Below are 14,167 nucleotides of genomic sequence, written 5' to 3'. Positions count from 1 at the left end.
GACACGGACTCGGACACACATACGGCTACGGCGCTGGGTCACGGGATCACCATCGGCACCGGGATGGTGGTGACGCCGAAGACGGGCGAGGCGACCAGGGTGGTCGGCGCCTTGATCGTCGTGTTGGCGGCCGAGTTGATCTGCACGGTGCCCGCGCCGGTGAGGCTCGCGGCGCCGACGGCGCTCATGTTGAGCGCGCCCAGCGCGTTCAGCCCGATCTCGCCCGCGGCCCGGACGTTGACCATGCCGCCGCCCTGGATGCTCAGCGGGCCGCCGCTCTTGATGGTCAGCGAGCGTCGGGCGGTCAGCGACAGGTCGGTACCGGCCTCCACCGAGACCGAGCGGCTGCCCTTGATGGTGACCGAGCCCCTGCTGTCGATGACGATCTCGGTCTTCGTCCGGTCCAGGTTGATGGTCAGCTGCTTGTCGCCGGAGATCAGCCGCACACCCTGCTTGCGCAGGCCGGTCTTCTGGCTGAGCAGGTCCATGCGGTTGCCGTCCCGGTCGGAGACGGTGTGCCGGCTCGCCTTCTTGCGCACGGTGTCGTGCAGCGGCACATCGCTCACGACGGTCGGCTTGTCCCGGCCGTTGTAGAGCCCGCCGATCACGAACGGATGGTCCAGCGCGCCCCGGTCGAAGGCCACCAGCACCTCGTCGTTGACGTCCAGCGGGAAGATCCCGCCGCCGCCCAGGCCGCCCAGCTGCACGGTACGGGTCCAGTCGCTGACGTACGTGTCGTCCAGCCACGGGAACTGCAGGCGCACCCGACCCTGCTTCAGCGGGTCGTTGACGTCGGTGACCAGGGCGTTGGCCACGCTGGGCAGCCGGGGAGCGGTGTCCGCGCCGCCCGAGGCCAGCCCGTACAGCGAACGCCACTGCCGCCCGCTGACCGTCACCCACGACTCGTAGTGCTTGCCGTCGCCGAAGACGTGCCGCACGGAGGTGACGGTGTACTTGCCCTCGAACGGCACGCCCACGTCGGCGAGCGCCACCGGAACTCCCGGGCGCAGCTTGGGATTTCCGCGCGCGACGACCTCCAGCTCGGCGAACGAGCCGGTCACGTCGTCGGCGAGGGCGTCCGCGGCGAACTTCACCTCGGTCTGCTTGTCGTAGGGCGTGCCCGTCTCGACGAGCTTGGCCGAGGTGAACTTCCCGGCGGCCGCTCCCGGCGAAGTCCCGATGGTGATACCGGGGTTGGAGGCCGCCGCCGCGGTGGCGGTGAGCTTCTTCTTCGTCGTCACGTCCCAGCCGCGGGACTCGACCTTGCCCACCTGGTCGGCGGCGGTCACCGCGGCCCGCAGCCGCAGGATGTCGTGCCCGGCCTGCAGCACGAACGGGCTCTTCTCGCCGTCCGTGCTCGGCGACGGTGCCCCCGAGGCCGACTTGGGCTTCACGAACTGGAACTTGCCGTCCGCGTCGACCGACATGACCATCTCGTTCTCGTCGGCGAGCCGCGCGAGGAAGTCCCAGTCGGTCACGTTGGACTGGGAGATGAACTCGTAGACCGTCTTCGTCGACTCGATCCGCCCGATCGGCACACCGTCCTTGGCGGCCAGCTTGCGGGCGATGTCGGAGGCGCTCTGGTTGCGGTAGGCGGCCACCCGGCGCTGGCGCAGCAGGCGGTGGCCGAGGTCGTAGCCGCGGATCACGGTGTAGCTGCCGGTGCCGTCGTAGTCGGCCTCCAGGCCGGTCACCTCGCCGGTCAGCAGCGGATCGCCGGCCCCCTCGCCGTCGGCGACGGGCGAGAACACCACCTTGGTGCCGAAGGTGATGTTCAGCTTGCCGAGCAGCAGCCGGTACGGGTCGCGGAAGGTGAGCCGGAACGCGGCCGGCACGCCGACGCCCTGGTCGACGTAGCTGTCCACCAGGTCGGGCGCGAACTCGGGCGGCAGCTTCGCGCCGCCGATCTTGACGTCGACGACGCTGGAGAAGGCGGACTGCACCATCAGGTACGCACCTCCTCGGCGGCCGGCAGCACGAGTTCGGTGCCGGTCGTCAACTGCCCCGGGTTGTCGATGCCGTTGGCCTCGGCGATGGAGCGCCAGGCGGCGGCGTTCCCGTACTCCCGCCAGGCCAGCGACTGCAGCGAGTCGCCCGCGACGACCCGGTGCACCCGCTGCGCGGTCAGCGCGCCCGAGGTCGGGTTCTGCCCCTTGGTCTTGCTGGGGATCTCGTGCAGCTGAAGCCGGCAGGTGGCGCGGATGGGCACGCCGGTCGTCGAGAACAGCGTGTAACTGGCCTCCACGGCACTGACGTACGCCGTGAAACGCGCCGTCGAGAACGACCCCCACTGGAAGACCACCCACGGCGGCGACGGCTGCTTGGCGGCGATGCTCCTGGTCGTCACCTCGCAGCAGGCGAGCAGCGACTCGACCTTCTTCAGAACGGTGTTGCTGGTCGGCTCGTCGGAGGAGTCGAGAAAGATCTCCACGCCCATCTCACGCGGCTCGGCACCCATGAACTCCGGGAGCGGGCCGTCCCGTTCGATCTGCGCGGGGGTCACCTTCCACTGGGCGCGGCGGGTCAGGGACAGCTGCGCCGGGTTGAAGTCGAAGCTGAACGTCTTGATGATGCCGCCGGGGGTGCGGCTCTTGCCCTTCGGCGGTTCGTGGATCGCGAGCGTGGCCCGTACGAGGCTCTTGCCCGCGCCGCCCCTGCTGCCCTTGGCCATCTTCGTCCTGCCCCTCAGTCCGTGAACCCGTGGTGGGTGATCTCCAGCACCTCGGTCGCCACGGCGGGGCTCGCCGGGTCGAGGGAGGGGCCGGTCCAGCTGACCGGCAGCACGTCGATGAGGCCCCAGCGGGCGACCTCCGAGCCGTCCGCGCGCAGCGCGGCGATCTGGGCCGTGGGCCGCTTGATGCCGGTCTGCACGGACGAGATCCACTTGGCGACCTTCGTGGTGTCCGGAGTCAGCGGCCGGGTCAGCCGGATGTTGGAGAACGTCACCCGGGTCGGCAGCTGCCACACGAACCCGTTGTTGCCGCCCTCCTGGCGCTGCTCGACCTCCACCTGCGACGACAGCCCTTCACATCCGTTGAAGTAGCCGAGGCTCTCGCCGTCGATGCTGAGGGAGAACCAGATGGTGGAGCCCGGGTCCTGGCGGGACATCTCGGCCTTTCCGTCGTTCAGTGGGTTGCTGGGCGGGTCAGTTGCGGGGGTCGCGGAGCTTTCCGATCCGTTCGCGGTCCATGCGGAGTTCGGTGCGGATCAGGCGGGTGATGCGGCCGATGATCCGGTGCACGAGCTCGTCGAGCTGGAAGTCGGTGAGCTCCCGCGGGTCGAAGCCGCCGGCCGGGACCGCGGCGTACTCGGGCGGTGGCGCGGACGCCGCGTGGGCGGGCGGTGGTTCGTACGGCGGCGGGTTCCCGGAGGAGGGCGTGTACGGCGGCGGAGCCTCGGCGCGGGGCGGTGAGGGCGGCGCCGGCGGCGAGACGCGAGGGGTGAGCGCGGACCCGACCGCCGCGGCGGCGGCCGCGGCGAGGGCGCCGGTGGCGCTGTGCGCCGGAGGCGTGGGCGGCGTCGTGTCCTTGGACTTGGACTTGCTCAGCCGCCCGAGGCGCTGGACGGGCGGCGAGGTGGTGGTGGCCGCGCCGGGGAGGGCGGGCGTGGGAGCGGCTGACCCCGGACGCGGGGGAGGGGTCAGGGACGCCACGGGGAGGGGGGAGTCGGTGGCGGGGTACGCCGATGAGGCGGTCGCCGGGGATGCAGGAGGCGTCGGCTTGCGCAGGGGGGTGGGCGCGACGGCCGGGGCGGCCAGACGCTGAACCGGCGGTGTGGAGAGAGGAGTTGGCGAGGTGGACGCGGGGCCCGGGGGGTTGGGCGTGGGTCCCGGGTGGTTGGGCGCGGGTCCGGGGGGATTGGCCGTCGTGGGGAAGACCGGCGTCGTGGCGGGGCCGGGCGTGGAGGAGCCAGGGGTGGCAGGGCCGGTCGTGGAGGGGCCGGTCGTGGAGGAGCCAGGCGTGGTGGGCGGTGCGTCCGTGGGGAGCTGCACGGGGGAGCGTTGCGCTACGACGGGGTCGGGCGCCGCGGGCACGGACGGTGTCGCCGCGGCGGGCGAGCCGATGAGGGGCGTGGCGTCGGCCGGGGCCGCGGTCACCGGGGCGCCGAGGGGGGAGCGGCGCGCGGGGGAGGAGACGGACCGGGCGCGCTGGACCACGGGAGCGACCGGGGCGACCGAGGGCGGGGTGGCGGGGGCGCCGAGGCCGGAGGGGTGGGGTGCTGAAGCGGGGGTGGGGGTGCTTGGGGTGCGGGGGCTCGCGGTGGGAGTGCTGGCGGTGCTGGCGCTCGGGGTGTGGGCGCTCGCGGTGCGTGGGACCGTGGGGGCGGCTGCCGGGGCCGGGGTAGGGGCGTACGGAGCGGGCCGCTCGGCGGGAAGGGCCGTCGGTGTTGCAGGGGCCGTCGTGCGCTGGACGACGGGGCCGGCTGCCGTCGTCGGGGCGGGTGCAGTGGGCTGGTCGGCGGGACCGGTTGCCGCCGAGGTCGAGGGCGAAGTCGTCGGCTGAGTAGGGGCGTTGGCTTCCGACTTCGGGGTGGACGGAGCCGGGCGTGCCGGCGTCGCGGGGGCCGCTGCGCGCTGAACGACGGGGGCGGCTGCAGTGGGCTGAGCGGCGGGGACGGCCGCCGGTGCCGAGGGGGCCGCCGTGCGGTGGGTGGCGGGCTTGGCTGCCGACGTGGGGGTGGACGGAGCGGGCCGATCCGCCGGGAGAGCCGGTGTCGAAGGGGCCGCCGCGCGCTGGAGGGTGGGGTTCGCTGTCGACGTCGGCGTGGACGGAGCCGAACGGTCGGCGGGGGTGGTCGCCGGTGCAGAGGGGGACGCTGCGCGCTGGACTGCGGGAGACGTCGTGGACGCGGCGGGCGACGAGGTGGTGCTGGTCGAACCCGGGCGGGTGGCTGAGGGGTTCGGGTTCGGGCCGGCCGACTGGGACAGCGGGTTCGTGGACGCAGTGCCCGGCGCTGTCGCCGAACTCCGCTGTACGGCAACGGGCTGCGAGGCGATCGGCGCGCCGAGGCCGGGACGCGGCCTCGGGCCTGTCGCGCTCCGCTGGACCGGCGGCGTCGCGGCACGCGAAGTCGACGCCGGGCGGGGGGTGGTGGCCTCGGTCGACGTGACCGGTTGAGCGGCATGCCGGACGGGGGCGGCGTCGGCCGAAGGAGTGCTCGGAGCCGAGGCGTCCGTAGACGCGGGCGGTGCTTGCGGAGCTGCGGCCGGTCGCGGCGCGGTTGCCGGGGTGCCACTTGGGGTGGACCGTGGCCGGACGTGTACGGGCCCGGAGCCGCCAGGTGTCGGGCTCTGAGGTGCGGAGCCGGTGCGGCTGGTGGCAGTCGCCGACTTCCGCTGCACGGGCGGCGGAGGCGTGGCAGCAGGCCCCGGCACGACGGCAGGACCCGGAGCAACAGCAGGACCCGTGCTCGGCGTCCTCTGCACCGCCGTACCACTGCGTGCTCGAACCCCCGCGTCATCACCGTCAGTTGAAGCCGATGCCGATGCCGAAGCCGAAGATGCAGACGACCCCGGCGCGACCGCCGACTCGCCCGTCCCCCCGGAAACCCGCGGAGCGACCGGCAACGTACGCCGCTGTGCGTGCGCAGCCCCTCCCGCCGGTGCCCGCGTGAGAGGCGCCCCCGGTCGCGGTGACGACGCCGCACCGGACGGTACGGGCGTCACCCTGACCCCGGCAGCAGGCGCGACCGGCGCCGGGCCGACCGCCGCCCGCTGCACCGAAGGCGCGCTCGATCGGGGAGCCGTAGCAGCCGGAGCGGCCGGAGCTGTCGTACCGGACGGCGCAGCCGGTCCACTCCGCACGACGGGAACACTCCCCGTCCCGGCCTGCCGAGGCGGAAGCATCCGCAGCGGAACCGCCGGTGCTCGCTGCACCACGGGCTCGGCGCCGGCCAACGGCAGCGGGCCGGAGGGGCGTTCGAGGCCGGAGACGGGATGCGCCGTCCCGCGACCCACCGCGTCACCGAGCAGCGCGCTCGACCGCCCGTCCAGGACCGAGTGGGACGCCGTCCCCATGAACGACGGGTTCTGCCACGTCGGCAGCCGCCCGCCGAACCCGGAGTCCGCGACCCCGCCCTGCCCTGCGGTCAGCGTCCGCTGGATCGGCGGCAGCGCGGGCCAGGAGGCCGCGACGACGGGACGTGCAGTTTCCGGTGCCGCCGACACGCCCTGCTCCGACGCACCCGACGACGCAACCGAGGACGCAACCGACGAGGGAGCCGCGTCAGCACCCCCGCGCTGCCGCCCCCGCACCCGGTCCAGAAACCCCACCGCTCAGCCCTCCGTTCCGGCGGCCCGCGTCACCAGGGACGCGATCTCCGCCGTGAACCGCCGGCGGTCGTGGTGCTCCAGATCGAGGATCTCGTCCATGCTCCAGTGGAAGTGGTAGGCGACGTACGCGATCTCCTCGTGCAGCCGGTCGGTCGCGTACGTCACGATTCCCCCAGGCGGCTCCCGCCGAGTTCCACCTCGAACGGCTCGGAGCAGTGCGGGCACTGCACGGCGGCGCGGGTGTGTCCCTCCGCGTTGATCTGGCGGTAGAAGTCCTGCAGGAACGCCAGGTCGGAGGCGAACATGTTCTCCACGATCCCGTCGTGCACCATCGGCAGCGTGCCGAGCCGGGAGATGACCCGGCCCAGCAGCACCACCGACAGGTACGCCGGGTTCTCCTGCACACGCACGTCCCGCAGCGGCACCAGTTCGTCCCGCGCGGTCGACAGGCGCATCACGCCGTCGCGGTGGACGGTGCCCGACTCGTCGACGTAGCCGCGCGGCAGCTGGAAGGGGAACTCCGTGCGCAGGGACTGCTGTTGCTGCACCGGCGCGGGAGTGGGCACGGGAGCCGCCGTGGCCGGTGTCGCCTCCGGCCCCGGCAGCTCCACGCCCGCCTCCGGCGCGGACGCCGGGTCCGCGCCGGAGTACGCCACGGCGGCTCCGGCCCTGGCAGCCGTACGCCGCATTACTCGATGACCAGTTCTTCGAACGTGATGGTCACGGTCTCGGTCAGCGCGGCCGCCTCGCCCGCCTTCACCGTGCTCGCGTCGATCTTGCTGCACCAGGCGTTGCGCAGGTGGTAGCGCTTCACCGGGTTGTTCTGGAAGTCCATCATGATGATCGACGCGTTCTTGCGGGCCGGCGTCATCTGGCCGGTGATGGACTGGTTGATCCACTGCGTGAACGACGCGGACTGCGTCATGCCGCGGACCACGGTGCAGGTGCCGTTCTTCTTCACGCCCGGCAGGTTCTTGACCACGTTCTGGCCGCCCGGGGTGTTCTGCTGGTACGTGATGACGTCCTGCTCGATGCTCAGGCCGCTGACCTCGGCGAGGTACTCGACCATCACGCCGTCGATCTGCAGGCCGAAATTGTGTGAGGTGAGGGCGTCACCCGGCTGGAGACTCATGCGTTCGCTGTCCTTCTAAGCGTGTGGAAACGACGTCTGGGGAGGGCGAGCCGGGCGGCCTACTCCTCCAACTCTCCGCTGCCGCTGGAGAACTGGGCCAGTCGGAAGATCACGAACTCGGCGGGCTTGACCGGGGCGATGCCGATCTCGCAGACGACGCGGCCGACGTCCACCGACTCCGGCGGGTTGGTCTCCTCGTCGCACTTGACGTAGAACGCCTCCTCGGGCCGCTGGCCGAACAGGGCGCCGCTGCGCCACTCGTTGACCAGGAACGCCGAGATGTTGCGCCGGATCCGGGCCCACAGGGCGTGGTCGTTCGGCTCGAACACCACCCACTGGGTGCCGATCAGGATCGACTCCTCCAGGTAGTTGAAGTACCGGCGGATGTTCAGGTAGCGCCACGCCGGGTCCGACGCCAGCGTCCGCGCGCCCCATACCCGGATGCCCCGGCCGGGGAAGGCGCGGATGCAGTTGACGCCGATCGGGTTGAGCAGGTCCTGCTCGCCGCGGGTGATCTGGGTCTCCAGGTCGACCGCGCCGCGTACGACCTCGTTGGCGGGCGCCTTGTGCACGCCGCGCTCGGAGTCGTTGCGGGCCCAGATGCCGGCCACGTGACCGCTCGGCGGGATCAGCCGGGTCTGGCCGCCCGCCGGGTCGAAGCTCTTGATCCAGGGGTAGTACAGGGCCGCGTACTTGGAGTCGTAGCCGGCCGTCTCCTGCCGCCACACCCGGATCTGACGGGCGTTCAGGCCGGGCGGCGGGTCGATGACCGCGACGCGGTCGCCCATCAGCTCGCAGTGCGCGATCAGACCGAGCTGGACGGCCTTGACGGACTCCAGGTCGATCGCGCCGCGCTGGTAGGCGGCCATCAGGTCGGGCACCGCGACCATGGAGATCTCGTCGACGGCCTCCAGACCGCCGAAGCCGGTGCGGTCGGCGGAGTCGCCGAGGTACTGGGCGGGACCCGGGTGCGAGCCGTCGGCCTTCTTGTCCACCACGGCGGGCGCGGGCGCCGGAGCGGCCAGGGCCACCGTCTGGTTGTCGGGGCGCACCAGCTGCGCGGCCGGCGCCGCCTCGGTCACGGTGATGAGCTTCGAGCGCTCCTTCACCTGCGTGACGACGTAGTTGCGGCCGCCCTTCTTGGCGGTCACGTCGAAGTTCTCGACGGCCTTGTCGCCGTCCTTCACGATGAGCTTGAACCGCTCGGCCGGGCCCTCGCCCTCCGGGTCGGCGACCTCGACGCTCAGCGAGCCGTTGCCGCCGGAGGCGATGGACGCCACCTTGAAGGTGCCGAGCTGCGCGGGCTCCGCGGCGGGCAGTTCGCGCTTGGCGGCGGAGCCGGTCACGGCGGCGGGCGCGGACGCGCCGGTGGCGGCGTCCTCGGCGGAGCCGCCCACACGGACGACGTACGCGGCGCTGCCGCCGTTCTGGAAGAAGCCGTAGACGGAGTGCGCGAGGTAGTACCCGTCGGTGAACTCACCGAAGCTCGCCACGTACTGGGTCCAGTTGGTCACCAGCGTCGGCTCGTTCAGCGGGCCGGTCGGGGCGAGACCCACGAAGGCGGCGACCGACGTGCCCACACCCTCGATGGGGCGCGAGCCGCTGGCCACCTCCTCGACGTAGACGCCGGGCGACAGGTAGGACGGCATGCTCTGCTCTCCTCGGGGTACGAGACAGGAACACCCACCAGGCTCACGCGCGCGCAACGCCGGGGAAACGGCCTGCGGTGCCGAGGTGGGGGCAACCTCCTTGCCCGCAAGGGCAGTTCGTCGCGCCCCGATGTCCGCGAGGCCGCCGACGCTGCCCTTGGGGGTGCCCTTACGGTCCTTCCGTAGCCGTCCCAGGCACGCTATCTGGTGGAGGCAGACGTCCTGCCGGCGACCGGGAAGGCCCATGCGCGCACACGAAGAGAACCACTCCTCCGCCGACCGCAAAGCCGCCCCGGCCCGTTCCTCCGCCCCCGTGCCGCCGCTCCTCGCCCTGCAGCGGGCCGCCGGCAACGCCGCCGTGACACGGGTGGTCCAGGAGGCGCGGCACGAGCACGGGCCCGACTGCGGCCACCAGGCGGCGCGGAGCGGGCAGGAGACGGCCGGGCAGCCGGCCGTGCAGCGCCGCGCCTCGGTGTACGACGCGGTCAGCTCGCCGGGCAGCCCGCTGGCCCCGCACATCCAGTCCAAGGCGGAGCAGGCCTACGGCATGAGCTTCTCCCATGTGCGGGTGCACTCCGGTCCGGTCGCGCAGCGGTCGGCGCTGGAGTACGGCGCCCGTGCCTACACCACCGGCTCCGACATCGTGGTGGGCGACCAGGGCCTGGACGACGAGACGCTGTTCCACGAGATCGACCACGTCCATCAGCAGAGCAGCGGGCCCGTGTCCGGTGCCGACGACGGCTCGGGAGCGCGGGTCTCCGACCCCGGCGACTCCTTCGAACGCCGGGCCGCGGCCAACGGCCGCCGGATGGCCCAGGGCCAGGCCCCCGACCTGGGCGCCTGACCCCCCCGGAACGTCCACTCGCCCTACTCGTCGTCCATGCCGAAGCTCAGCAGGTTCGCGTTCGGCTTCTTTTTCTTCTTCGCCGGCTTCTTCACGACGGGCTCGGCGGCCTCGTCCGGCCGGGTCGGCGACTGCGACGCGGGACGGCGCCTGCTCGCCGGTGCGGGCGCGGCCTCCTCGGGCTCCTCCTGGAGATGCGCGAAGTAGTGCTGGAGGTGCTCGGGCACGTTCCGCCGGAACATCGCGTCGAACTCCTCCGGGTTGGCGTCCCTGCGGCCGTACCGGAAGTCGCTCTCCATGAGCTTCCTGCGGGCCTCGAGATCCATGGCCTTGATGGAGTCCTCGACGCCGTGCACCTGCGTGATCGCGCCCGACGCGATGGTCCCCTTGATGAGGACCTCCTGGTCGCTGGTGGCCATGGAGCCGATGTCCGAGCGCTCCGCGAGGTTCGTCTGCCCGTGGATGCCGGGGTTGCCGAGGTTCACCAGCCGGGCCCCGGAGCCGAGTTTGGTCACGTCGATCTCGATGACCGGGGCCCAGTTCTTCACCAGACGCGGCTTCTGGACGTAGTCCAGGTTCTCGGCGGGACCCTCCTTGAAGTTGTACCGGGAGTAGTTGACGGCCCGGTCGCGGCTCGGGCTGAAGGAGATGTACTGGGTGCCGTAGTTGTCCCCCGCCACATGGTGGGCCACGGTCAACGTCGACGTCGGGTCGACGGGTTCGATGTCCCTTCCCTCGGGCCACTCCCGGAGGGTCTGGTAGATCCTCGTCACCTCCTTGGAGGTCGAGATCCCCTCACCCAGGTTTCCGTCGGCCGTGGCGGTGATCGCCGACGTGTCCTGACGGCGCTTGACCTGCGACTCGACCCGGATCGCCCGGTACAGCTTCTGCGGCCCGCCGGCGGCGAGGTATTCGGCGACACTCTGCTCGTACGAAGCGTGCTGGGCCGCCGGCTGCTGGGCGGTCAGCATCCGCTGGACCATCAGCGAGGCCGCCGAGTTCCCCGCCGAGGTCTGGATCGTGGCCATGGACCCCGGGCTCAGCGCACCCTTGGAGCGGGGGTCGATCGCCGGGACGGGCTGGGTCGGCGTCGTGGCGCGAGGCGGCTTCACCTGCGCGCCACCGGCCCGATGCTCCGTGGCTCTTGTGCCGTCCTGGGTGTGCATGCAACCTCTTCCTGGGCGGGAACACGGTGGGGCTACTCCTCGATACCCGGGACGGACGGCCGCCGCCAGGTACGGGAGGTCAGCGATCGCGGCCGAACGGGCAGATGTCGCTGCACGGCCCGCGCGGAGCCCGCCGCGTCTCGCCGGCGATGACCCGGAGGGCAACGAGCTCTGCACCGACGGCTCCTGACGTCACGTCGGAGAATCCGTAGCGTCGACGCGTGAGCCTGTGGACTTCCCTGGAACCCGCCTCCGCGACCGTGGACCCGGGTGGCAGCACCCGTGTCCGGCTGCGGCTGCGCAATACCGGCGACATCGTGGACGAGTACCGCTTCGAACCGGTGGGGCCCATCGCCCCCTGGACGACGGTCGAGCCACAGACGTTGCGGCTGTATCCGGGGACGACCGGCACGGTGGAGCTGACCTTCGCGCCGCCGCGCACGCCGGACGCGACCGCCGGTCCGAATCCGTACGCGGTCCGCATCACGCCCACCGAGCATCCCGAGGCGACGACGGTCCCCGAGGGGAACCTGACGATCACGCCCTTCACGGAGATGCGGGCCGAACTCGTCCCGCCCACCGTCAAGGGGCGCTTCCGGGGGCGGCCCAAGCTCGCCGTCGACAACCTGGGCAACACCAAGCTCACGGCGTCGGTCAGCGGCAACGACACCGGCGACCAGCTCTCCTACGAGATCTTCCCGAGCAACGTGCAGATCGAGCCGGGCCGTGCGGCGTTCGTGCGGACGACGCTCAAGCCGCGCCGCATCATCTGGTTCGGGCCGAAGGAGCAGCGGCCGTACACGCTGAACGTGCTGCGCTCCGGCGTCAACCCCACGCCCGTGGAGGGGACTTATGTGCAGCGCGGCTTCCTGCCCCGCTGGCTCGCCACCTTCTTCGGCATCTTCGTCGGACTGGCGATCACCTTCGTGATGCTGTGGATCGCCTACAAGCCCGGTGTGACCAGCGGCGCCACCGAGAAGACCGCCGAGGCCGGCGCCACCCTCGCCCCCAGCCCCTCTGCGAGCGCGTCACCGGCCCTGCCGCCCGCCCCGGCGCCGACCACCACACCCTCGCCCGCCGCCGGTGACGGGGGCGCGGGCGGAGCCGGAGGCGGGGGCGGCGGGGGCAAGCCCACGGTCACGGCCAAGCCCAAGGCGGACACCGCGGCGACCGCCGTGAACCGCCTGGCCGCCAGCGACCCCAGCGGCCGGCACGTCTGCTACCGCGCCTTCGTGCAGGGCGAGGGCTGGCAGAAGCCGGTGTGCGACGGCACCGTCGCCGGGACGGTCGGCCAGGCCCGTGCGGTCAAGGCCCTCAACGTGGCGGTGTACGGCGTCCAGGGCTCCGCCGGCAGCGCCATGGTGCACGACGACCAGTCCACCAACGGGCAGGGCAGGTGGCTGCCGAACTGGACCGCCATCAAGGCGGACGGCAAGGACAACTACATCGGCAGCACGAAGAAGGACGCCCCGTACCTGGTGACCTTCGTCTGGAACGTCGGCTCCGGTCAGGCCTGCAACGTGGTCAAGGTCCGCGACCAGGACTGGCGCGACCAGTCCTGCAACAACGCCCGCCCCGACCTCAACACCGCCGGCGCCTTCGACAACTCGCGCTGGATCGAAGCCATCAAGCTGACGGTGTGACCGCATGACTCTCTGGACCTCCCTCGAACCCGCCTCCGCGACGGTGGATCCGGGCGGCAGTACGCGCGTCCGGCTGCGGCTGCGCAATACCGGTGACGTCGTGGACGAGTACCGCTTCGAGCCGGTCGGGTCCATCGCGCCGTGGACCACCGTGGAGCCGCAGACGTTGCGGCTGTATCCGGGGACGACCGGCACGGTGGAGCTGACCTTCGCGCCGCCGCGCACGCCGGACGCGGTCGCCGGTCCGAATCCGTACGCGGTCCGGATCACGCCCACCGAGCATCCCGAGGCGACGACGGTCCCCGAGGGGAACCTGACGATCACGCCCTTCACGGAGATGCGGGCCGAACTCGTCCCGCCGACCGTCAAGGGGCGGCTCCGCGGGCGTTCGAGGCTCGCGGTGGACAACCTCGGCAACACCAAGCTCACGGCGTCGGTCAGCGGCAACGACAACGGCGACCAGCTCTCCTACGAGATCTTCCCGAGCAACGTGCAGATCGAGCCGGGCCGTGCGGCGTTCGTGCGGACGACGCTCAAGCCGCGCCGCATCATCTGGTTCGGGCCGAAGGAGCAGCGGCCGTACACGCTGAACGTGCTGCGCTCCGGCGCCAACCCCACAGCCGTGGAGGGGACTTATGTGCAGCGTGGCTTCCTGCCCCGCTGGCTCGCCACCTTCTTCGGCGTCCTCACGGCACTGGCGATCACGTTCGTCATGCTGTGGATCGCGTACAAGCCGGCCGTGAGCACGGGCGCGACCGAGAAGCCGGTCGAGGCCGGCAACCCGCTCGCGCCCACCCCGACGCCCAGCCCGGTGCTGTCCACCGCCCCGGCCCCGTCCCCGACTCCCACCACCGACAGCGGCGGCGGGGACACCGGCGCCGGTGGCTCGGGCGGCGGTGGCGGGGGTGGGGGCGGCCCGGCCACGCCCACGAAGAAGAAGCCCAAGCCCGTGGTGCCCGCGACCAGCATCCTGCTGCGCAACACCACCACCAAGAAGTGCGCCGACGTCCCGGGCTACGGCAAGGGCACGTCCGACGGTCCGGTGCGCGAGTACACCTGCGACGGCACCGGCGACGACAACCAGCTGTGGAACCTCGAGGTGAAATACCCCAAGGGCGGTCCCGGCGGACGTCCGCTCTTCCAGATCCGCAACGTGAAGGACCAGCTCTGCATGGATCTGCCCAACTACGGGGCGGAGCCGGTCCGGTCGCCGATCACCGAGTACGCCTGCAACGGCACGACCGCCGACAACCAGCTGTGGTGGATCCAGAAGCAGGACAGCGGCGCCTACTGGATCCGCAACTTCGCGAGCGACAACAAGTGCCTGGACGTGGCCGGTTACAGCACCGGCGGCAACGACACCGACCTCACCCTGTTCGACTGCTCCACCACCGACGACCAGGAGTGGCTCGTCGTGCACCCCTCGGAAGGCTGACGTGACCGGTCTGTGGACCTCCCTGGA

General features: G+C 71.9%; 13 protein-coding genes. 4 read left to right on the top strand and 9 right to left on the bottom strand.

Annotated features, from left to right (window positions below):
* Nucleotides 1-38: 38 nt before the first annotated feature.
* From ACFU97_RS00565 to ACFU97_RS00550, 4 genes are read right to left on the bottom strand one after another with little or no spacing between them, the layout of a single operon-like run.
* Nucleotides 39-1,946: a VgrG-related protein gene (locus ACFU97_RS00565; RefSeq protein WP_384248880.1), complete on the bottom strand. Its 1,908-nt coding sequence runs from the start codon at nucleotides 1,944-1,946 to the stop codon at nucleotides 39-41.
* On the bottom strand, nucleotides 1,946-2,671 hold the full coding sequence (locus tag ACFU97_RS00560) for a LysM peptidoglycan-binding domain-containing protein (protein ID WP_384248877.1): 726 nt from the start codon (nucleotides 2,669-2,671) through the stop codon (nucleotides 1,946-1,948). The genes ACFU97_RS00565 and ACFU97_RS00560 overlap by 1 nt, the downstream gene beginning before the upstream one ends.
* A gap of 14 nt (nucleotides 2,672-2,685) precedes the next feature.
* Entirely contained in the window at nucleotides 2,686-3,108 is a 423-nt protein-coding gene (locus tag ACFU97_RS00555) for a phage tail protein (RefSeq protein ID WP_384248875.1), read from the bottom strand.
* A gap of 37 nt (nucleotides 3,109-3,145) precedes the next feature.
* Nucleotides 3,146-4,156, bottom strand: coding sequence for a hypothetical protein (locus ACFU97_RS00550; RefSeq protein ID WP_384248873.1), 1,011 nt, complete (start codon nucleotides 4,154-4,156; stop codon nucleotides 3,146-3,148).
* A gap of 502 nt (nucleotides 4,157-4,658) precedes the next feature.
* Between ACFU97_RS00550 and ACFU97_RS00545 the strand changes: the two genes are divergently transcribed.
* Nucleotides 4,659-5,117, top strand: coding sequence for a hypothetical protein (locus ACFU97_RS00545; RefSeq protein WP_384248871.1), 459 nt, complete (start codon nucleotides 4,659-4,661; stop codon nucleotides 5,115-5,117).
* Nucleotides 5,118-6,274: 1,157 nt separating this feature from the next.
* Here the strand turns inward: ACFU97_RS00545 and ACFU97_RS00540 are convergent.
* The 4 genes from ACFU97_RS00540 to ACFU97_RS00525 are packed head-to-tail and all read right to left on the bottom strand — an operon-like array spanning nucleotide 6,275 to nucleotide 9,052.
* Entirely contained in the window at nucleotides 6,275-6,436 is a 162-nt protein-coding gene (locus ACFU97_RS00540) for a DUF6760 family protein (RefSeq protein ID WP_384248870.1), read from the bottom strand.
* Nucleotides 6,433-6,960 carry a hypothetical protein gene (locus ACFU97_RS00535; RefSeq protein WP_384248867.1) on the bottom strand — a complete coding sequence of 176 codons (528 nt, stop codon included), beginning with the start codon at nucleotides 6,958-6,960 and terminating at the stop codon, nucleotides 6,433-6,435. The genes ACFU97_RS00540 and ACFU97_RS00535 overlap by 4 nt, the downstream gene beginning before the upstream one ends.
* Complete coding sequence (locus ACFU97_RS00530) at nucleotides 6,960-7,403, bottom strand: phage tail protein (protein ID WP_384248865.1); 444 nt, start codon at nucleotides 7,401-7,403, stop codon at nucleotides 6,960-6,962. Before ACFU97_RS00530 ends, ACFU97_RS00535 begins: the two co-directional genes overlap by 1 nt.
* Nucleotides 7,404-7,462: 59 nt before the next feature.
* Nucleotides 7,463-9,052: a phage tail sheath subtilisin-like domain-containing protein gene (locus ACFU97_RS00525; protein ID WP_384248863.1), complete on the bottom strand. Its 1,590-nt coding sequence runs from the start codon at nucleotides 9,050-9,052 to the stop codon at nucleotides 7,463-7,465.
* Between the two features lie 244 nt (nucleotides 9,053-9,296).
* Between ACFU97_RS00525 and ACFU97_RS00520 the strand changes: the two genes are divergently transcribed.
* The gene (locus ACFU97_RS00520) at nucleotides 9,297-9,896 is read left to right on the top strand and encodes a DUF4157 domain-containing protein (RefSeq protein ID WP_384248860.1); all 600 of its coding nucleotides are present in this window, start codon (nucleotides 9,297-9,299) and stop codon (nucleotides 9,894-9,896) included.
* Between the two features lie 23 nt (nucleotides 9,897-9,919).
* Here the strand turns inward: ACFU97_RS00520 and ACFU97_RS00515 are convergent, their stop codons facing one another.
* A complete protein-coding gene (locus tag ACFU97_RS00515) occupies nucleotides 9,920-11,062 on the bottom strand; it encodes a hypothetical protein (protein WP_384248858.1) in 1,143 nt (380 codons plus the stop codon).
* A 221-nt stretch (nucleotides 11,063-11,283) separates the two neighbouring features.
* On the opposite strand from ACFU97_RS00515, the gene ACFU97_RS00510 reads away from it, so the two are divergent.
* The gene (locus tag ACFU97_RS00510) at nucleotides 11,284-12,705 is read left to right on the top strand and encodes a hydrolase (protein ID WP_384248855.1); all 1,422 of its coding nucleotides are present in this window, start codon (nucleotides 11,284-11,286) and stop codon (nucleotides 12,703-12,705) included.
* 4 nt (nucleotides 12,706-12,709) lie between these two features.
* On the top strand, nucleotides 12,710-14,140 hold the full coding sequence (locus ACFU97_RS00505) for an RICIN domain-containing protein (RefSeq protein ID WP_384248852.1): 1,431 nt from the start codon (nucleotides 12,710-12,712) through the stop codon (nucleotides 14,138-14,140).
* The last annotated feature ends 27 nt before the right edge of the window (nucleotides 14,141-14,167 follow it).

This window comes from Streptomyces sp. NPDC057616, from assembly GCF_042800575.1.
Lineage (GTDB): Bacteria > Actinomycetota > Actinomycetes > Streptomycetales > Streptomycetaceae > Streptomyces.
Note: the sequence above shows the minus strand (reverse complement) of the source record. Positions and strands in the feature narration are given on the sequence as shown.